The organism is Mycolicibacterium sp. MU0053 (assembly GCF_963378095.1).
GTDB lineage: Bacteria > Actinomycetota > Actinomycetes > Mycobacteriales > Mycobacteriaceae > Mycobacterium > Mycobacterium burgundiense.
Genome location: NZ_OY726397.1, coordinates 2741597 through 2759402 on the forward strand (window position 1 = coordinate 2741597; position 17806 = coordinate 2759402).

Here is a 17806-nt window from a genome sequence, read left to right on the forward strand (position 1 = left end):
ATTAAGGTCTGGACACATGTCCAGAAAGAACAGCGGGGTGGCCTGAGCATGCGGATCGCAATGCTGTCGTATCGCAGCAAGACCCATTGCGGCGGCCAGGGTGTCTACGTCCGCCACCTCAGCCGCGGCCTCGTCGAGTTGGGTCACGACGTCGAGGTGTTCTCCGGGCAGCCCTATCCCGACGGTCTGGATCCCCGCGTCACGCTGTGCAAGGTGCCCAGCCTGGACCTGTACCGCGAGCCGGACCCGTTCCGGATTCCGCGTCCCAGCGAGATCCGCACGAGCATCGACCTGCTCGAGCTGGCGACCATGTGGACCGCCGGATTCCCCGAACCCCGGACCTTCGGGCTGCGTGCGGCCCGCCTGCTGGCCGACCGCCGCAACGACTTCGACGTCGTGCACGACAACCAGAGCCTGGGCACCGGTTTGTTGACGATCGCCGCCTCGGGCCTGCCCGTCGTGGCCACCGTGCACCACCCCATCACCCGTGATCGGGTCCTGGACCTGGCGGCCGCGCCGTGGTGGCGCAAGCCCGTCGTGCACCGCTGGTATGGATTCGCGGAGATGCAGAAGCGGGTGGCGAAGAAGATTCCGGACCTGCTGACGGTGTCCAGCAGTTCGGCCGCCGATATCGCCGAGGACTTCGGCGTGCGGCCCGATCAGCTGCGCGTGGTGCCCCTCGGCGTCGACACCACGGTCTTCGCCCCGACCCTGGCGCCGCGGGTGCCGGGCCGGATCATCGCCATCGCCAGCGCCGACGTTCCGCTCAAGGGTGTCTCGAATCTGCTGCAGGCGGTGGCCAAGCTGCGCACCGAACGCGACGTCGAGTTGCAGCTGGTGGCCCGGCTGGAAAGCAACGGTCCCACGCAGAAGATGATCGCCGAACTGGGGATCGCCGACATCGTGCACATCTCGAGCGGCGTCTCCGATGCCGAGTTGGCCGCGCTGCTGGCGTCGGCCGAAATCGCTTGCATCCCCTCGCTGTACGAGGGCTTTTCGCTGCCCGCCGTCGAGGCGATGGCCAGCGGCACGCCGATCGTCGCGAGCCGGGCCGGCGCGCTGCCGGAGGTGCTGGGCACCCAGGGTGCCTGCGCCGAGCTGGTGACCCCCGGCGACGTCGAGGAACTCACCGCCACGCTGGGCAGCCTGTTGGACTCGCCGGAACGCCGCTACCGCATCGGCATCGCGGGCCGACAGCGGGCGCTCGACGTCTACAGCTGGGAATCCGTTGCCGCCCAGACCGTCTCCGTGTATCAGCGGGCCATCGAACGGCGCCGCGCATGCTGACGGTCGACTTCGACCGGCTCGGTGTCGGGCCCGGGACCAAGGTGATCGACGTCGGCGCCGGTGCCGGTCGGCACAGCTTCGAGGCCTACCGCCGCGGCGCAGATGTGATCGCGTTCGACCAGAGCGCGGACGACATGGCCGAGGTCACCACGATGTTCGAGGCGATGTCCGAGGCCGGTGAGGTGCCGGCGTCGGCGCGGGCCGAGGCGGTGGTGGGCAATGCGCTGGAATTGCCCTACGAGGACGGCACCTTCGACTGTGTGATCGCCTCGGAGATCCTCGAACACGTCCCGGAGGACGACGCCGCCATCGCCGAGCTGACCCGGGTCCTGAAGAAGGGCGGCAAGCTGGCCGTGACGGTGCCGCGCTGGCTGCCGGAACGCATCTGCTGGGCCCTGTCGGACGAATACCATGCCAACGAGGGCGGGCACATCCGCATCTACAAGGCCAGCGAGTTGCGCGAGAAGATCGCGTCGCGCGGCCTGAAGTTCACCCACACCCATCACGCGCACAGCCTGCACTCGCCGTTCTGGTGGCTCAAATGCGCTGTGGGCGTGGAAGAGACCGAACATCCGGCGGTGAGCACCTACCACCGGCTGTTGGTATGGGACATGATGCAGCGGCCGCTGCTCACCCGAGTCGCGGAGGCCACGCTGAATCCGCTGATCGGCAAGAGCGTCGCGCTGTACTTCGAGAAACCGGCGGTGGATGTTGTCCTGGTCTGACCTGCCGGAGGTGCCGGGCGTGCTCAGCGCCGCCCAGTGCCGCGAAACCGCCGTATCGATCGCCGACACCCAGGAGGCCTCCGGGGCCATCCCGTGGTCGCGGACCGGACACACCGACCCCTGGGATCACGTCGAATGTGCGATGGCCTTGACCACCGCCGGACTGTTGGAACCGGCCCGGCGGGCCTACGAATGGTCGCGACTGCAGCAGCGCGACGACGGATCCTGGCCCATCCAGTTCCGGGCCGGGGTCATCGAGGACGCCAACAGCGACAGCAACTTCTGCGCGTACATCGCCACTGGGGTGTGGCATCACGTCCTGGTGACCGGGGACGACGCATTCGCGGAGTTGATGTGGCCGACCGTGTCGAAGGCCATCGACTTCGTGTTGGGACTGCAACTTCGCGGCGGCGAGATATGTTGGGCCCGTTCCCGATCCGGCCCGTTGCCGGAGGCGCTGCTCACCGGCTCGGCCAGCATTTATCACAGCATCCGATGCGCGGTCGCACTGGCCAATCACCTGGACCGGGCCCAGCCCGAGTGGGAACTGGCGCTGGGACGCCTCGGGCACGCCATCGTCGCCCATCCGGAGTCCTTCACAGAGAAGCCGCACCACTCGATGGACTGGTACTACCCGATCCTCGGCGGCGCGATGCGCGGGCAGCAGGCCGAGGACCGCATCGATGCGCGCTGGGATCAGTTCGTGGTCGAAGGACTGGGCATCCGGTGCGTCGATGACCGGCCGTGGGTGACCGGCGCCGAAACCTGCGAGTTGGTACTGGCGCTGGACACGCTCGGCGATCGGGACCGGGCCCAGGAACAGTTCGCGAACATGCAGCATCTACGCGAGCGCGACGGCTCCTACTGGACCGGTCTGGTCTATGCCGACGGCAAGCGCTGGCCGGTGGAGCGCACCACCTGGACCGGGGCCGCGATGATCTTGGCCGCCGACGCGCTGGCCGGTGCCACCGCGGGCGCGGCGATCTTCGCGAGCGAGGAACTGCCCCGCGGACTGGACGGCAGCTTCGACTGCGTGTGCGTCAGCGCCCAGCGCTGAGCAACGCCACTCAGCGCACCGACCGGCCCGCCTCGCCGGCGATGCGTTCGAGCACCCGCAGGGTCCCGGTCGCCGAAACCTCACGGAATTGGCCGCTTTCGAGCGCCCGCCGGTAGATCTGATAGGGCGCCTGGCCGCCGTCGTCGGGGTTGGGGAAGACGTCGTGGATCACCAGCGCCGCGCCGCGCTGCACCCATCTCGACCAGCCGTCGAAGTCCCGGTGCGCGGCCTCCTCGGTATGCCCGCCGTCGATGAACAGCAGCCGCAGTGGTGTCTGCCAATGCCGCGCGACCACCGCCGACTTTCCCACCACCGCAACGATATTGTCCGGCAGCGACGCCTCGTCGAGGGTATGCCGGAAGGTCGGCAAGGTGTCGAAGAGACCGGTCTTCGGATCGACCATCGTGGCGTCGTGGTAGTCCCAACCGACCTGGTGTTCCTCAGAGCCGTGGTGATGGTCGATGGTGTAGAGGACGCTGTCGGTCTCGGCCGCGGCCGCCCCGAGCAGCACCGTGGATTTGCCGCAGTACGTGCCGATCTCGACGCCCGCTCCGCCGCCGAGGTAGCTGCGCGCCGCCTCGTACAGCGCCCGGCCTTCGTCGGCGGGCATGAATCCGATCACGCGGTCGGCCAGTTCGAACAGCCGCCGGGTGGGCTCGGGAGTTTGCGCGCCGGTGTCGATGTCGGTATCGGTCATGGAGGAAACCTATCGTGCCGGCAATGCCGGTGGCCAGCGAGCATTCTTGCTGCCCAACCGGCGTTGTAGTAGCGTCCGGACATGTGTCCGAACCGGTAACTCGGGAGGCGACACGACGTCGCCTGACGGCCAAACAAGCCGACACCGTGGACCGACTTGGACGGTGTGCGGTCGAAGTGCTCAGCCGCGAAGGATTCGCCGGCCTGACCATCCGCATGGTCGCCGCCGAGGCCGGCGTCGGCGCCGCCACCGCCTACACGTATTTCTCGTCGAAGGAACATCTGGTCGCCGAGGTGTTCTGGCGTCGACTGGCCGCCACCCCGACGCCACCCAGCGAGTCCCCCGATCCGGCGGACCGGGTGGTCGGCGTTCTGCGCCACATCGCGCTGCTGCTGGCCGATGAACCCGAACTCGCCGGTGCCGTCAGCACGGCGCTGCTGGGCAGGGACCCCGACGTCGTGCACCTTCGATCGCGGATAGGCGCGGAGATCAACAAGCGACTCGCGGCGGCGCTCGGCCCCGAGGCCGATCCCCGACTCGTCGATTCGTTGGACCTGCTCTACGCCGGGGCGCTGGTGCGCGCCGGCATGGGCCACGCCTCGTATCAGCAGATCGCCGACGTGCTGGACCGCTCGGCTCGGCTGCTGCTGGCCTGAGCGCCGGCTTCGGCCGAGGTTTGTGCTGCGACGCCGCGGGGAACACCCCGGGACATGTTGCTACGCAGAATCGCCCGTCCGTTGTTGGCTGCCGCATTCATCGGCCAGGGGGTGGAGGCGCTCCGAAGCCCCAAACCCGCCGCGGACGCGGCGCAGCCCGCGCTGGACGGGTTGCAGAAGCTGCCCGAACCCGTGTCGTCCAACGTCCCCCAGAATGCGGAAACCGTGGCCCAGATCAACGCCGCCGTCCAGATCGGCGGCGGGTTGTTGCTGGCCACCGGCAAGGTCCCCCGGCTCGCCGCGGCCGCACTGGCCGCCACGATCGTCCCGGGAAACCTTGGTGCCCACATGTTCTGGAACGAGACGGACCCCGAACGCAAGGCGCAGAAACGGCGGGAGTTCCTCACCGACGTCAGCCTGCTGGGCGGACTGATGATCGCCTCCGCCGATACCGCGGGCAAGCCCTCGCTGGGATGGCGCGGCCGGCGCGCGGCCGCCAAGCTCGGCGACACCGTCACCTCGGCGTTGCCGAGTTCGGGGTCCTCGCACGCCCTGCTCGACAGCGAACTCGGCGAGCGGGTCGGGCACCGGCTCAGCGAAGGCCTGCACACCGGCGCCGAGCGGGGCAAGGAACTTGCCAGCGTCGCCGCCGAGCGCGGTGCGCCCGTGCTCGCGACGGCCCGCCAACGCGGCGCGGAATTGGCCGGCGAGTTGGCCGAGGTGGCCCGCGAACGCGGCGGTGAGCTTGCCGGCACCGCCCGTGAGCGCGGGGCCGAGTGGGCCGAGGTGGCCCGCGAACGCGGCGGTGAACTCGCCCAGGCGGCCAGGCATCAGGGCGAGGAAGTCGCCGTGGAGGCGCGCAAACGGGCGCGCGCCCGGCGTGGGCACTGACCCAGTTCGGCACGGTTTCGTTGCCGCGGCGGTAGATTGGCCGCATGTCCACTGGAGACTTCGACCCCTATAACGGACCGCAGTACGGGCAGCCGGGCGGGTATCCCCCGCCCGGTGTCAAACCCGGCGGACTCGGAATGCGGTTTCTGGCCCGCATCATCGACGGCGTCATCGTCAGCATCGCGGTGGGCCTGCTGGGCTGGATCTTCGGTGGTCTCGGCGACGGTCAGGTCGCCGGGATGAACACCGGCATCATGGTGACCGGCCTGTTCTCCGGCCTGCTGACCTTTGCCTATTTCGTGTTGTTCGAGTCGAACAAGGGCTGGACGCCGGGCAAGAGGCTGCTCGGCCTGAGCGTGCGCGGCCCCGGCGGTGCGGCGAAGCCGGATGCGCGACAGGCGGCGGTCCGCAACCTGTTCACGCTGTTGCAGCTCATCCCCTGCCTGGGCTGGGTGCTGGCGCCGATCGCCTACATCGTGATCGCGGTGACCATCAGTGGCAGCTCCACCAAGCAGGGCAAGCACGACGAGATGGCCGGGGGCACCCAGGTCGTCACGACCTGACGAATTCAAGCAGGTCCGCGTTGATGGTGTCGGCCTGCGTGGTCGGCATGCCGTGCGGAAAGCCCGGATAGGTCTTCAAGGTTCCGTTGGCAAGCAACGCGGCCGACAACGGACCCGAGGCCGCATACGGCACGATCTGGTCGTCGTCGCCGTGCATGACCAGCACCGGGACCTCGATCTTCCGCAAGTCCTCGGTGAAGTCGGTCTGTGAGAACGCCACGATGCCGTCGTAGTGCGCCTTGGCGCCGCCCATCATGCCCTGACGCCACCAGTTCTCGATGATGGCTTCCGACGATTCCACGCCGGGCCGGTTGAAGCCGTAGAACGGGCCCGCCGGCAGCGCGCGGAAGAACTCCGAGCGGTTGGCCGCCAATTGAGCCTGCAGGTCATCGAACACCGCGCGCGGCAGGCCGCCGGGATTGGTGTCGGTCTGGACCATCAACGGCGGCACGGCGCTGATCAACACCGCCTTGGCGGCCCGGCTCGCGCCGTGCCGAGCCAGATAGTGCACCACCTCACCGCCGCCCGTGGAGTGCCCGATGTGGACCGCGTCGCGCAGGTCCAGCGCTGCGGTGAGGGCGGCCAGGTCGTCGGCGTAGTGGTCCATGTCGTGCCCGTCCGCGACCTGGGTGGAGCGCCCGTGGCCGCGCCGGTCATGGGCGATCACCCGGTAACCGTGCGCCAGGAAGAACAGCATCTGGGTGTCCCAGTCATCCGCCGACAACGGCCAGCCGTGACTGAACACGATCGGCTGCCCCGACCCCCAGTCCTTGTAGAAGATCTCGACACCGGGTGCGGTGGTGATCACGGGCACGGCTGGCCTCCGATGGGATGGTCGGATGTCGTGCGCTATCGCTGCGACAGCCTCAACCTAACCGGTGCTCAGCGGTTGCGGTTCCATTCCAGCCAACCGACTCCGGTTCGTCCGTCTGCCATCGTTATCCGCGCCCAGGCGCGGGGAAACTGACTGACCTTGCCGTCCAGCGATTCGAGCCGCACCGGGGCGTGGGCCACCACCTCGGCGGTGGCAACCAGCCCGGTGGGCTGCAGCGTCAGCGTGGTCGAGACCGGTAAGTCGTTGGCAGCAAAGGATTCCTGAGCGCCGACCGATTGCAGCTCGATCAGTTCGGTGCCGTGCTGCACGTAGCCGATCCCGATGGGCGGCATACCGTCGATCCGGATGTCGACACCGTGCAGGCGGGTGCCGTCGTCGAGGTGCAGCGCGCTCCATACCCACTCCATGCTCCACCAGTCCCGCACTCCCCAGGAGTGGTCACGCTGGCCGGGGACATCGGTCACGGTGTAGGTGTTGTCGTCCACGGTGACCGTTCCGGTGACGGTGCACGGGATCTCGTAGCGCGGGGTGATCCGGTACTGGTACGGCCTACCCACGGTGGTCCACTCCAGATCCATCGACACCCGGGCGGCCCGGCCCTGTTCACCGCGCAATAGCCCGGCCGGATCATCGAAGACCTGACCGCTCCCGGTGACCGTGACGCGGTAGCGCCGCAACGGTTCCAGCACGTCCTGGGTCATGGCGACGTCGGCGGTGCGCACCGCGAAGGGCTCTGCTGGAATCTCGGCCCGGAAATCGGTCAGCGCGATGGTCGGCAGGTCCGGTCCGCACAGCAGCGCGTTGACCCACGCGTGGTCCTCGTTGGGATACAGGCCCAGCCGGATCCAGCCGCCAATGCCCGCGGCCGGATCGATGAAGTCGAAGTACCAACTCTCGTTCCACAGCGCCTCATCGGTCGGCTGGTGTGGGAACTCGTCGGACTCGCTGGGAGACAACAGTTCCGGGGTGCTCGGCGCCGGCAGCACCGCGAGCGCGTCGGTGTCGAGCACCTGCGCGCAATGCCGCTCCAGCATCGTCATGAACATCTGGTCGCCGCGTTCGGTCTGCCCCACCAGCATCGAGGAGACGATCGCCATCATCACTCCGAAATAGCTCTGCCGGCGCACCCCTTCGCGCACATCGGCCTCGACGAGTCCCGACTCGGGGCCGAGTCCGTCGAGGTAGGCGCGGATCAACGCGTCGAAGTTCGCCCGGCGCAACTCGATCGGGAGCGCACATCCCAGGAAATAGGCCAGGTCGATGAACGCCGGCCCCCACGTCACGGTCTGCCAATCGACGGCCGTCAGCGCGCGCTGTGCCCCCGGCTCCCCGAACAGCAGGTTGTCCAGCCGATAGTCGCCGTGCACCAGACCCTGCTGATCCTCGGACTGGGCGGCCATGTACTCGTCGAAGCTTGCGACCAGCCGGTCGCAGATCATGCGCTGCTCGTCGCTCATCCGCCCGGCGTAGCGGTCGGTGAACGCGGCGTAGAGCGCGCCGAGCAGAGCCTGATCGACCGGGGCGTCCCGGTTGAGCCAGTCGGCCTCGGCCGCGGTGGTGTCCCCGCGCAACGAACCGTGGATGCGGCCGAGTTCGGTGACGGCCAGCAAAGCCTGATCGAGGCTGGCGCCGCGGATTTCGTCGCCGGCCACCGCGGGCGCGGCGTCGTCGAGGACCAGGTCGAAGATGCCGGTCTCGGGGTCGAACGCGGCGTGGTAGCAGTGCGCGATGGGCCCGGTCAGGCGGGGGGCGATGTCGGTGTAGAACCGGACCTCGCGTTCGTAGAGCCCGAGGTTCAGCCCGGTCTCCCGGCTGGTCGGTTCGGCGGCGGCGACCTTCAGCACGACCGAGGCGGGCCCGGTCGACCCGTCGGCGTAGCGCAGCGTGACGCGGTAGCACTCACTCATCTGGCCGGTGCCGATGCGTTCGGTGTCCCAAGACTCCACCGTGCCCGCGCCGAGTATTTCGGTCAACCACTGCGCGGTCAGATCGGTGGGGCGTTCGATCACGGCTGCATTGACATGACTCTCCACGCCCTCAACCTAGGACAGGTGTCAAGTACGCTCGCTGCCGGCCTGGCAGGCCGCGGGATCGGCCGCAACGTCGAGGGCCGGATTGCGGTCGAAGAAGCCCGCGGGTTTGAGCCAGAACGACACCACGTCGACCGACATGATCGGCCACTCCTCGGGCCGGGTGATGTGGTGGATGCCGAACACGTACCACAACACCACGTCGGTGTTCTCGATGGACCGGTTGGCCCTGGTCCAGGCGCCCAGGCCGGTGTCGGTGCTGGACTGGTTGACGAACTCGCCTGCGGGCCAGCGTTCGTCGGGGCTGTTCGGGGTCACCCACAGGGTGTGGCCGATCGCTGTCGCGCGCTGGAACACCGGTGAGGCCGGGTCGAACATCGCCGGGATGGCACCGCCGGGAACGAGCTGGTAGGACGGGTGGGTGCCCAGGCCGTTGACGACGTTGGTGTTGACGACCTTCCAGGCCCGTTGCGTCGCGAAGTTCATGTCCTGCATGCCGTCACGCTCGGTGCGCAACGCCACGTTGCGCTGCACCACCGACAGGCCGTAGGGATTGTCCGGGCCCATCGGTTCGGCGACGGACTCAGTCATGAACACCGTGTTGTCGGTGCCGTCGACGTCGAGGTCGAGGCGTGCCACCAGGAAGTGCTGGTGGAACGGCGCATAGGTGCGCTCGTCGACCAGGGTGCCGTTGGGATGCTCGGCGCCCGGCGCCAGCGGCGTGGTCACCATGATCCCAGTGGCCCGCACCTCGCATTCGATGTTGCCGTCCTGATGAAACCGCCAGTAGACCAGGTACTCGTAGTTGGCCACCGTGACGTGGCACGACACGGTCAGACGGCGCATCCGGCGCACCGCGGCACCGGTGTCGTGGTCGACGTGCTTCCACAACACCGCGTTGTCCTCCTCGTGGATGCACACCGCGTTGCGGATCAGATAGGGCGCCCCGGTGCTGTCATGCAGGGTGGCGTCGAGGTAGCGGATCTCGCCGAGGCAGTCGCAGCCGAGTTCCAGGGAGGTGGTCATGAACCCCAGGCCCCACTCCCCGATGTCGAACGCGGTGCGCCGGTAATGGTCGTCGGTGGGGTCGCGGTACGGAACCATCATCTCGGCGAATGACATCCGGTGTGCCACCGTGCGCTCCCGGTCCCCATCGCGGTAGCTGACCTGATGCAGCGTCATGCCCTCGCGGTGATTGAAACCGATTCGCACACTCCAGTTCTGCCAGCGCAACAGGTTGCCATCCAGGGTGAACGACGGCCCCTCGGGCTGCGTGATCTCCAGCGGTTTGAGCGGCTCGCGCTGCCAGCGGTTGCGCAACAACTCCGGGATCCGCGCCGGCAGGTACTCGCCCATGGTGACCGGTTGCGGCACCCCTTCGGAGAACGGGCCGGTGTCTTCGATGCGCAGCAACTCCATCGCGTTCAGGTCGATGACGCAGTGAAATCCGCTGACCGCGCACGCATACGGGTTGGCGCCGGGTTCCTTCTTGACCCAGGTGTCCGACCAGCCGAGCCGCCGGTCGCGGTATTCCGGCGGTGCCACGGCTTCGCCGTAGGTCCAGGTGTCCATGAATACCAGTGACATGTCGGTGATCCCGCGTTTGGCCAGCGCCGCGATCACGTCGGGATGGGCGCGCAGCATCTGATCGCACTCGGCGAATTCGTCGACGGTGAAGTTGGCCTGTACCCCTGGGATATGCTCGAAGGACTCGATGCGGTGGTCGCTCAGTGACACCACCGACTTGTAGGTCGCGTTCGCCGTGCGGTCCAGGTATAGCGCCACGGCCCGGCGCGCCGGACACGTTCCGGCGGCGGCGAACCCGGCAAGTTCGGCCTTGCTCGGTTCGAGCATCTCGATGCTCGTGATGCGCCAGCCGGTACCGACCCCGCGGCTACGGCGCAGGATATCGGCCACCGCGGTGAACTCGTCGGCCGACAGCGGGTCCAGCGGATGCTCGCTCATCCACCCATCCTCGGCGCAAGCCCGAGTCGCAGGGGTGAATTTGACCGGATTCAGTTGGTCAGCAGGAAACCGTTCCAGGCGCTGCGCCGTTCCGGATGCGGATCGTATTCCACCCGGGATCGGCGGTCGAACGCCATCACCGGACGCTCGGTCAGCGTGTAGGCCGGCCAGCCGTCGCCGGGGCGGCCGGTGCGCGCGAATTCCCGCCAGCGCGACTGCACGTCGCGGCTCACCCGACGGGCCGCGCTGCGGTCACCGGCCAACGTCAACGCCGCCCCGAACCGGGTCCGGTAGATGTCGAAGACCGCGAACAGTTCGGTGGCGTGGGTGGCGCCCAGGCCCGACCAGTGCAGCGGGCGCGGCGCGTAGTCGTAGCGGTACACGTAGGTGGGGGCGTGCGCGGCCCGCACCTCGGCGACCTGCCAGGCCGCGGCGCCGAACGCGAAGTCCCCACCGATCCGGATGCAGGCGTTGCGCGCCGGATAGTCCGGATAGGCGTCGATGATCCGATCCCGGGTGGCCGCACCGGCGCCGCCCAGCACCGCTTCGACGGCGTGTTCGGTGGTGGGCAACAGCTTGAGGAATCGGGTGAACAACCGGCCCTCGTCGGCGTTGGTGCCGACGATCAACGGCACCGCCGCGGCCTGCTCGGAGCGCATTGCGGCCATCGGTTCGACCGGCAGCACCTCGTCGCCGTAGGTCGGCCCGGCCGGAAACGCGCCGAGGATCTCGTCGGCGGTGTTGGCCACCAACTGATCCAGCGCATTGACCAGATCGCGGGGACGCGCGCGCATCAGTGCGGCTGCGGCGTCGGCCCGGCGCACCCCCATCAACGCGGCGAAACGTTCCGCGTAGGCGGCGGCGATCTCCCGCGAGCTGCTCATCCCCGCCGCGGGACTCTCCGAGATCGCTTGCGCGAATAGCCCTTCGGCGGCAGGTACCGCCAGCAGCGTGAGGACGGCCTGGGCGCCGGCGCTTTCCCCGAAGATCGTGACGTTGCCCGGATCGCCACCGAAGGCCGCGATGTTGTCGCGCACCCACTGCAACGCCAACACCAGATCGCGCAGGAACAGGTTCGATTCAATCGGATGCTCCGGTGTCGACAATGCCGACAGGTCCAGGCACCCCAGCGCTCCCAGTCGATAGTTGACCGAGACGTACACGCAGCCCCTGCGCGCCAGCGCGGCACCGTCGTAGATCGGCGTCGCCGAACTGCCCAGCAGGTAGGCGCCGCCGTGGATGAACACCATGACCGGCAGCGGTTCCCCCGCGGGCGCTTCCGGCGCGACCACGTTCAGGGTCAGGCAGTCCTCGCTCATCGGCTGGTATCGGCCGGGCCCGGTCATCGTGTACATGCGCTGCTGCGGCGCGCAGTTGGCGAACGCGTGGCAGTGCCGCACCCCGCGCCAGGGCCGAGCGGGTTGCGGCGCGCGGTAGCGCAACTGACCCACCGGCGGTTGGGCATACGGGATGGAGCGCCAGCGGTGGACGCCGTCGCGGGTGAAGCCCTCCACCAGACCTGATTCGGTCGACACGCGGACGATGCGATCGTGCATACGTCGACCGTAGCGAATCGCCCGCTAACGTGGCGGGCATGCGGAAACTCGTGTTGGCCGCAGCGCTGCTACTGCTGGCGGGGTGCTCAGGTGCCGACGACGACGCTACGTCGCCGTCGAGCCTGACCCCGATCTCGCCGCGCCCGACCTCGGCGGCACCATCTTCACCTGCGACGACCACGAGCACCACCATCGCGACCACCGCTCCGACCCCGGGTGCGCCGATACCGGCGGTGACCGCGTGGATCGACGCCGGCACGGTCGGTGACACCGCGGACTTTCACAGCGCCACCCGGGACGGCGTCACCACGTCGCTGGGTGATTACGTCGCATTCGTCACGCCGTCGGGCAAGACCCAGTGCATGACCGACGAGAAATCCGACGGCGCGCTGGCCTGCCTGGTGAGCCTGACCGATCCCCCGCCGCGGCCGGCCGAGGCCTACGGCGAGTGGGTCGGCGGATGGGTCGATTTCGACGGTGCAGCCGTCCAGGTGGGATCGGTGCGGGCGGACCCGGGGCAGTTCCGGCTCGGGACCGGCACCGAACTGCCCTACGGCAGCACGCTGCGGTTCGGCGACTATCAGTGCCGCTCGGACCCGGACGGGCTGTTCTGCGTCAACTTCGCGCACCGCACGGCGGTGGGTCTCAGTGACGCGGGCGTCGAACCGTTCGGTTGCCTGCGCGAGGTCGAACCCCCGCAGTTCGTCGGCGTGCGATACGCCTGTCCGTAGTCAACGCCAGCCGTCGGCGGCCTTGGCGGCATCGAGCAGCGCGGCGCACAACTCGCGCAGTTCGGCACCGTCGGCACCCTCGTCGACCGCCGTTGCTACATCCTCGGCCGCGCACCTGACCTGATAGACGCGGTCGGAGAGTTGAGCCGCCTCCTCGGCCGACAGCACGACGGCATCGGTGGGCAGCGCGGTGCCCTTGACCTGCGCGCGTTGCTCGTAGGCGCGCTGCCGACAGGATTGCCGACAGTACTGCCGACGGCGACCCATCGGGGTTTCAACGACTTCCCTGCCGCACCACCGGCAGGGTTGCGGACGGCTGCGACGTGCCACGGAAACCGACTCTAGACTTCGATGCCCGGGTTTCCCGGTATCCTTGATCGTTGAACTTGATCGCGTCGAGCGAATGCCAGGGAACTTCGCTGGCGCCTGATGCGTTGACATCCCAGAGGTTTTGCGCAGTTTGCGCTGATGAGGAGTGATGACGATGGCTGATCGTGTCTTGAGGGGCAGCCGCCTCGGTGCAGTTAGTTACGAGACCGACCGCAACCACGACCTGGCGCCCCGTCAGATCGCGCGGTACCGGACCGACAACGGCGAGGAGTTCGACGTCCCGTTCGCCGACGACGCCGAGATCCCCGGCACCTGGCTGTGCCGCAACGGCCTGGAGGGCACCCTGCTCGAGGGCGAGGCGCCCGAGGCGAAGAAGGTCAAGCCCCCGCGCACGCACTGGGACATGCTGTTGGAGCGGCGTTCCATCGAGGAACTCGAGGAGTTGCTCAAGGAGCGCCTCGACATCATCAAGACCCGCCGCCGCGGCAGCAGCAGCTGACCGCGGCCGGCTGACCGGCTAGCTGAACTGCGCCCCGCGGGCGCGGGCCAGCCGGCCGGCGATGCCCCACTGGGCGACCTTGACCATGGCTTCACGGATGTTGGAGCCGCTCATCTTCGACACCCCGAGTTCGCGCTCGGTGAAGGTGATCGGCACCTCGACAACCTTGAAGCCGTTGTTGATGGTCCGCCAGGTCAGGTCGATCTGGAAGCAGTAGCCCTTGGAGTCCACCGCGCTGAGGTCGATCTTCTCCAGCACCTCGCGCCGGTAGGCGCGGTAGCCGGCGGTGATGTCGTGGATGTCGACGCCGAGCAGCAGCCGCGAGTAGGTGTTGGCGGTCTTGGACAGCAGCAGTCGGCGCACCGGCCAATTCCGCACCGTGCCACCGTCGACGTAGCGCGAGCCGATCGCCAGATCGGCGCCCGCATCGACCGCGTCCAGCAGTCGGTGTAGCTGTTCGGGCGCGTGGCTGCCGTCGGCGTCCATCTCGACCAGCACCGCGTACTGGCGATTGAGCCCCCAGGCGAATCCCGCCAGATACGCCGCTCCCAGGCCGTCCTTGGCCGTCCGGTGCATCACATGAATCCGGTCCGGATCCGTCAGCGACAGCTCGTCGGCGAGCTTGCCGGTGCCGTCGGGGCTGCCGTCGTCGACGATCAGGACGTGAATGTCGGGCAACGCCTCGTGCACCCGGCCCAGGATGAGCGGAAGATTCTCCAACTCGTTGTAGGTCGGGATGATCACCAGCGCGCGCTGGCTGGGGCGCTCACTGGTCATGTGGCTCCTCGGAGTCGGTTTCGGCACGGCGAGTCGGACGCGCCGACGAACTATTGTGCCTGATCGCCAGGATGAGCGCCGCCAGCACTGCGGCAGCGCCCGCCGCGACCAACGCCAACTGGACCGCCGGGCCCCACCGGGTGGCTGGTGTCTGGCTGGTCTTCAACCGCACCTGTGCGTCGAGATAGGCGGGCTCGAAGAAGTCGGTGCGGGCCAACTCGCGGCCGTCCGGGGCGATGACGGCGCTGATGCCGGTGGTGCCGGCCACCACGGTGTAGCGGTCGTGCTCGACGGCGCGCAGCCGCGCGAACGCCAACTGCTGTTCGCTCATGGTGACGTCGAAGGTGGCGTTGTTGGTCGGCACCGCGAGCACCTGCGCACCGTTACGGACGGATGCCCGCACGGCCCGGTCGAAGATCACCTCCCAGCAGGTGGCGACGCCCACCGGGACGCCCGCGGCGTCGACGACACCGGTGCCGCTGCCCGGCACGAAGTAACCGGCCCGATCGGCATACGGCGACAACAGCCGGAAGAACCCACGCCACGGCAGATACTCGCCAAACGGCTGCACGATCCGTTTGTCGTGGCGCTGTCCGGGCCCGTCGACCGGATCCCAGACGATCACCGTGTTGCTGGCCGCGGGATTGTCGGTGGTCCAGTCCGGATGGGTCACCACGGCGCCGACCAGGATCGGCACCCCGATGGCCCGCGCGGCACTGTCGATCTGGTCCCGGGCGTCGGCGTTGGCCAGCGGATCGATGTCCGAGGAGTTCTCGGGCCAGATCACGAAATGCGGCGCGGCGGCGCGGCCGGCCCGCACATCCTCGGCCAGCCGCAGGGTCTCCTTGACGTGGTTGTCGAGGACCGCGCGACGCTGGGCGTTGAACTCCAGGCCGAGCCTGGGCACGTTTCCTTGGACGGCGGCAACCGTGACGCCGGCGTCGTCGCCGGATCCGGCGCCGGACTGCCGCACCTGGGGATAGACCAGCGCGGTCGCCATCAGCACCACCACGATGCACACCCCCGGCACCGCCACCGCCGGCGGCGCGAGTTGCTGCGCGTCGCGGTGCTCCCACCAACTCAGGACCGCCAAGCCCAGGGCGGCGAGGCCGAACCCGAGCAGCGCCGCCGCGAACGAGACCAGCGGCGCGCCGCCGAGCTGCGCCAGCGGCAGTAACGGGCCGCCGGTTTGACCGAAAGCCAATACGCCCCAAGGGAATCCGCCGAACGGGATGGTCACTTTGAGCCACTCGGCCAGGACCCAGACCAGCGCGAACCCCACCGGCCAGCCCGGTAGCCCGCGCACCACGACGGCCAGCAGCCCGAATACCGCCGGGAACAGCGCGCACACCGCGGCCAGCGCGAGCCACGGCAGCGCCCCGACCAGACCACTGATCCACGGCAACAGGAGCAGATAGAACGCCAACCCCACGAGGTAGCCGTAACCGAGGCCGCCGGCCTTCGTGGTGGCCGGCCGGGTGAGCACCACCCCCAGCACGACCAGGCCGACGATCGCGGCCCACCACCGGTCCAGCGGCGCGAAACTGGCGCTGAGCAACGCACCGGCGGCGATCGCGGCCAGCTGCCGCGGCCAGCGGGGCGCGAACCAGCCTCCGGCCCGGGCCAGCCGGCTAGCCATCGGCCGCACCGAAGATCACGGTGCCGCGGTGCACGGTCTGCAGACAGCGCGGCGGCTCCTCGCCGGCGCCGAGTCGGGGCAGGCCCGGCACCCGGGATCCCGGTTCGGTGGACCAGCGCTGTACCGCGTCGGCGGGCGCGGCCACCGCGAGCTCACCCACCTCCCACACCGCGTAGGAGGCCACCGCGCCCGGCGCCAGGGTGCCGGTGACGCCGTCGCGCACCCCCGCCGCACGCCAGCCACCGCGCGTGGCGGCGGCAAACGCCGCCCGCGGCGAGATCGAACTGCCCGGGGTGTGGTGCGCCGTCGCCGCGCGCACGGTCCCCCACGGGTCGATGCAGGTCACCGGCGCATCCGAACCGAAGGCGAGGGGCACGCCTTGGGATGCTAACAGCGCGAACGGGTTGAGCTGCTCGGCGCGCGCAACGCCCAGGCGCTGTGCGTACATCCCCGCCGGGCCGCCCCACCGGGCGTCGAAGCCCGGTTGGACGCTGCCGATGACACCCCAGCCGCCGAGCGCGGTGGCCTGTTCCGGAGTGACCATCTCGAGGTGCTCGAGCCGGTGTCCGCACCGGGCCACCGCCGCGACACCGTGTGCCTCGGCGACCCGGGCGAACGCGTGCACCGCGGCCGAGACGGCCCGATCGCCGATGACGTGGAAGCCCGCGGTGACGCGGGCCTCGGTGCACGCCGACAGGTGCGCGGTCAGGGCGTCCTCGCTCAGATAGCCGTTGCCGCAGGTGTCGGGGGCGTCGTGGTAGGGCTCGTGCAGCCAGGCGGTGCGGGATCCCAGCGCGCCGTCGACGAACAGGTCGCCGGCCAGGCCGTGGGCGCCGGTGGTCTCGATCAACGCGCGCGCCTCGTCGGCGCTGGTCACCGCCTCACCCCAGTAGCCGGTGACCTCGACACCGTGGCGGATGGCTTGCACCTCGCGCCAGTCGTCGAGTCCGCCGATGTTCGGTCCCGCGCATTCGTGGACCGCGACGACGCCGGCGGCGGCGAAGGCGTCCAGCGCGCTGCGGCGGGCCTCGTCGCGCTGGGCGGGCCGCAGCAGGGCGCGCGCCTGCGCGCGCACCAGGTGGTGGGCCTCGGCCGAGAGCGGACCGGCCGCGTCGAAGCCGGCCGCCCCCGCGAGTTCGGGCACTCGGTCGCGCAGTGCGCTCGAGGCCAGCGCCGAATGCGCGTCGATGCGGGTCAGGTACGCGGGCCGCGAGCCCACCGCGGCATCCAGTTCAACCACGGTCGGCGCCGAGGCATCGGGCCAGCCGGAGTCGTCCCAGCCGTGGCCCCAGATCACGTCGTGGCCGCCGCCGACCGCGGTGGCGACGTAGTCGGCGACGAGTTGCAGACAATGCGCCTTCGAGGTGGCGCCGCGCAGATCGAGGCCGAGGCGGGTGAGGCCGGTGGCCGTCAAATGTACGTGGCTGTCGACGAAGGCCGGGGCGACGAACGCGCCGTCGAGGTCCACCACCCGCGCGTCGGGAAACTGCGCTCGACCGACCTGGTCACTGCCGAGCCAGGCGACGACGTCGCCACGGACCGCCATGGCCGTGGCATCGGGGTGGGTG

17 protein-coding genes are annotated in these 17806 nt (G+C 69.2%); 8 read left to right on the forward strand and 9 right to left on the reverse strand.

Features of this window, described 5'->3' with window-relative positions:
* The first annotated feature begins 48 nt into the window (after positions 1-48).
* Genes RCP80_RS12750 through RCP80_RS12760 form a run of 3 tightly spaced genes read left to right on the forward strand, consistent with a single transcriptional unit; the run spans position 49 to position 3069 of the window.
* Positions 49-1287: an MMP alpha-(1->4)-mannosyltransferase gene (locus tag RCP80_RS12750; protein ID WP_308478008.1), complete on the forward strand. Its 1239-nt coding sequence runs from the start codon at positions 49-51 to the stop codon at positions 1285-1287.
* Entirely contained in the window at positions 1281-2012 is a 732-nt protein-coding gene (locus RCP80_RS12755; protein WP_308478009.1) for a class I SAM-dependent methyltransferase, read from the forward strand. Before RCP80_RS12750 ends, RCP80_RS12755 begins: the two co-directional genes overlap by 7 nt.
* The gene (locus RCP80_RS12760; RefSeq protein WP_308482826.1) at positions 1999-3069 is read left to right on the forward strand and encodes an MMP endo-(1,4)-3-O-methyl-alpha-D-mannosidase; all 1071 of its coding nucleotides are present in this window, start codon (positions 1999-2001) and stop codon (positions 3067-3069) included. The genes RCP80_RS12755 and RCP80_RS12760 overlap by 14 nt, the downstream gene beginning before the upstream one ends.
* 10 nt (positions 3070-3079) lie before the next feature.
* On the opposite strand, the gene RCP80_RS12765 is transcribed toward RCP80_RS12760, so the two are convergent.
* Positions 3080-3766, reverse strand: a complete 687-nt coding sequence (locus tag RCP80_RS12765; protein WP_308478010.1) for a class I SAM-dependent methyltransferase — start codon at positions 3764-3766, stop codon at positions 3080-3082.
* An 83-nt stretch (positions 3767-3849) separates the two neighbouring features.
* Here RCP80_RS12765 and RCP80_RS12770 point away from each other — a divergent pair, with 83 nt between their 5' ends.
* The 3 genes from RCP80_RS12770 to RCP80_RS12780 are packed head-to-tail and all read left to right on the forward strand — an operon-like array spanning position 3850 to position 5876.
* The gene (locus tag RCP80_RS12770; protein WP_308478011.1) at positions 3850-4422 is read left to right on the forward strand and encodes a TetR/AcrR family transcriptional regulator; all 573 of its coding nucleotides are present in this window, start codon (positions 3850-3852) and stop codon (positions 4420-4422) included.
* 54 nt (positions 4423-4476) lie between these two features.
* A complete protein-coding gene (locus RCP80_RS12775) occupies positions 4477-5313 on the forward strand; it encodes a DoxX family protein (protein WP_308478012.1) in 837 nt (278 codons plus the stop codon).
* A 44-nt stretch (positions 5314-5357) separates the two neighbouring features.
* The gene (locus RCP80_RS12780; protein ID WP_308478013.1) at positions 5358-5876 is read left to right on the forward strand and encodes an RDD family protein; all 519 of its coding nucleotides are present in this window, start codon (positions 5358-5360) and stop codon (positions 5874-5876) included.
* Here RCP80_RS12780 and RCP80_RS12785 read toward each other — a convergent pair.
* From RCP80_RS12785 to RCP80_RS12800, 4 genes are all read right to left on the reverse strand, one after another.
* Positions 5866-6690, reverse strand: coding sequence for an alpha/beta fold hydrolase (locus RCP80_RS12785; protein ID WP_308478014.1), 825 nt, complete (start codon positions 6688-6690; stop codon positions 5866-5868). The two genes, RCP80_RS12780 and RCP80_RS12785, sit on opposite strands and share 11 nt — an antisense overlap.
* A gap of 68 nt (positions 6691-6758) precedes the next feature.
* On the reverse strand, positions 6759-8744 hold the full coding sequence (locus tag RCP80_RS12790) for a DUF7064 domain-containing protein (RefSeq protein ID WP_308478015.1): 1986 nt from the start codon (positions 8742-8744) through the stop codon (positions 6759-6761).
* Between the two features lie 21 nt (positions 8745-8765).
* Positions 8766-10706, reverse strand: coding sequence for a primary-amine oxidase (locus RCP80_RS12795; protein WP_308478016.1), 1941 nt, complete (start codon positions 10704-10706; stop codon positions 8766-8768).
* A 50-nt stretch (positions 10707-10756) separates the two neighbouring features.
* Entirely contained in the window at positions 10757-12262 is a 1506-nt protein-coding gene (locus RCP80_RS12800; RefSeq protein WP_308478017.1) for a carboxylesterase/lipase family protein, read from the reverse strand.
* 38 nt (positions 12263-12300) lie between these two features.
* Here RCP80_RS12800 and RCP80_RS12805 point away from each other — a divergent pair, with 38 nt between their 5' ends.
* Entirely contained in the window at positions 12301-12993 is a 693-nt protein-coding gene (locus RCP80_RS12805; RefSeq protein ID WP_308478018.1) for a hypothetical protein, read from the forward strand.
* Here RCP80_RS12805 and RCP80_RS12810 read toward each other — a convergent pair whose 3' ends face one another.
* The gene (locus RCP80_RS12810; RefSeq protein WP_308478019.1) at positions 12994-13323 is read right to left on the reverse strand and encodes a hypothetical protein; all 330 of its coding nucleotides are present in this window, start codon (positions 13321-13323) and stop codon (positions 12994-12996) included. It abuts the gene before it with no gap.
* A gap of 154 nt (positions 13324-13477) precedes the next feature.
* On the opposite strand from RCP80_RS12810, the gene RCP80_RS12815 reads away from it, so the two are divergent.
* Positions 13478-13822: an RNA polymerase-binding protein RbpA gene (locus RCP80_RS12815; RefSeq protein ID WP_308478020.1), complete on the forward strand. Its 345-nt coding sequence runs from the start codon at positions 13478-13480 to the stop codon at positions 13820-13822.
* Positions 13823-13840: 18 nt separating this feature from the next.
* Here the strand turns inward: RCP80_RS12815 and RCP80_RS12820 are convergent, their stop codons facing one another.
* From RCP80_RS12820 to RCP80_RS12830, 3 genes are read right to left on the reverse strand one after another with little or no spacing between them, the layout of a single operon-like run.
* Entirely contained in the window at positions 13841-14599 is a 759-nt protein-coding gene (locus tag RCP80_RS12820; RefSeq protein WP_308478021.1) for a polyprenol monophosphomannose synthase, read from the reverse strand.
* Positions 14589-16238 (reverse strand): apolipoprotein N-acyltransferase, encoded by a 1650-nt coding sequence (gene lnt / locus RCP80_RS12825; protein WP_308478022.1) that lies wholly within the window; start codon positions 16236-16238, stop codon positions 14589-14591. The genes RCP80_RS12820 and lnt overlap by 11 nt, the downstream gene beginning before the upstream one ends.
* Complete coding sequence (locus RCP80_RS12830; RefSeq protein ID WP_308482827.1) at positions 16231-17784, reverse strand: amidohydrolase; 1554 nt, start codon at positions 17782-17784, stop codon at positions 16231-16233. The genes lnt and RCP80_RS12830 overlap by 8 nt, the downstream gene beginning before the upstream one ends.
* Positions 17785-17806 lie beyond the last annotated feature (22 nt).

Bases quoted from the DNA above. Each gene is read 5' to 3' on its own strand.
- RCP80_RS12750 (WP_308478008.1), top strand. From the start codon at position 49: ATGCGGATCGCAATGCTGTCGTATCGCAGCAAGACCCATTGCGGCGGC.
- RCP80_RS12755 (WP_308478009.1), top strand. From the start codon at position 1,281: ATGCTGACGGTCGACTTCGACCGGCTCGGTGTCGGGCCCGGGACCAAG.
- RCP80_RS12765 (WP_308478010.1), bottom strand. From the start codon at position 3,766: ATGACCGATACCGACATCGACACCGGCGCGCAAACTCCCGAGCCCACC.
- RCP80_RS12775 (WP_308478012.1), top strand. From the start codon at position 4,477: ATGTTGCTACGCAGAATCGCCCGTCCGTTGTTGGCTGCCGCATTCATC.
- RCP80_RS12780 (WP_308478013.1), top strand. From the start codon at position 5,358: ATGTCCACTGGAGACTTCGACCCCTATAACGGACCGCAGTACGGGCAG.
- RCP80_RS12795 (WP_308478016.1), bottom strand. From the start codon at position 10,706: ATGAGCGAGCATCCGCTGGACCCGCTGTCGGCCGACGAGTTCACCGCG.
- RCP80_RS12800 (WP_308478017.1), bottom strand. From the start codon at position 12,262: ATGCACGATCGCATCGTCCGCGTGTCGACCGAATCAGGTCTGGTGGAG.
- RCP80_RS12805 (WP_308478018.1), top strand. From the start codon at position 12,301: ATGCGGAAACTCGTGTTGGCCGCAGCGCTGCTACTGCTGGCGGGGTGC.
- RCP80_RS12815 (WP_308478020.1), top strand. From the start codon at position 13,478: ATGGCTGATCGTGTCTTGAGGGGCAGCCGCCTCGGTGCAGTTAGTTAC.
- RCP80_RS12820 (WP_308478021.1), bottom strand. From the start codon at position 14,599: ATGACCAGTGAGCGCCCCAGCCAGCGCGCGCTGGTGATCATCCCGACC.
- lnt (WP_308478022.1), bottom strand. From the start codon at position 16,238: ATGGCTAGCCGGCTGGCCCGGGCCGGAGGCTGGTTCGCGCCCCGCTGG.
- RCP80_RS12830 (WP_308482827.1), bottom strand. From the start codon at position 17,784: ATGGCGGTCCGTGGCGACGTCGTCGCCTGGCTCGGCAGTGACCAGGTC.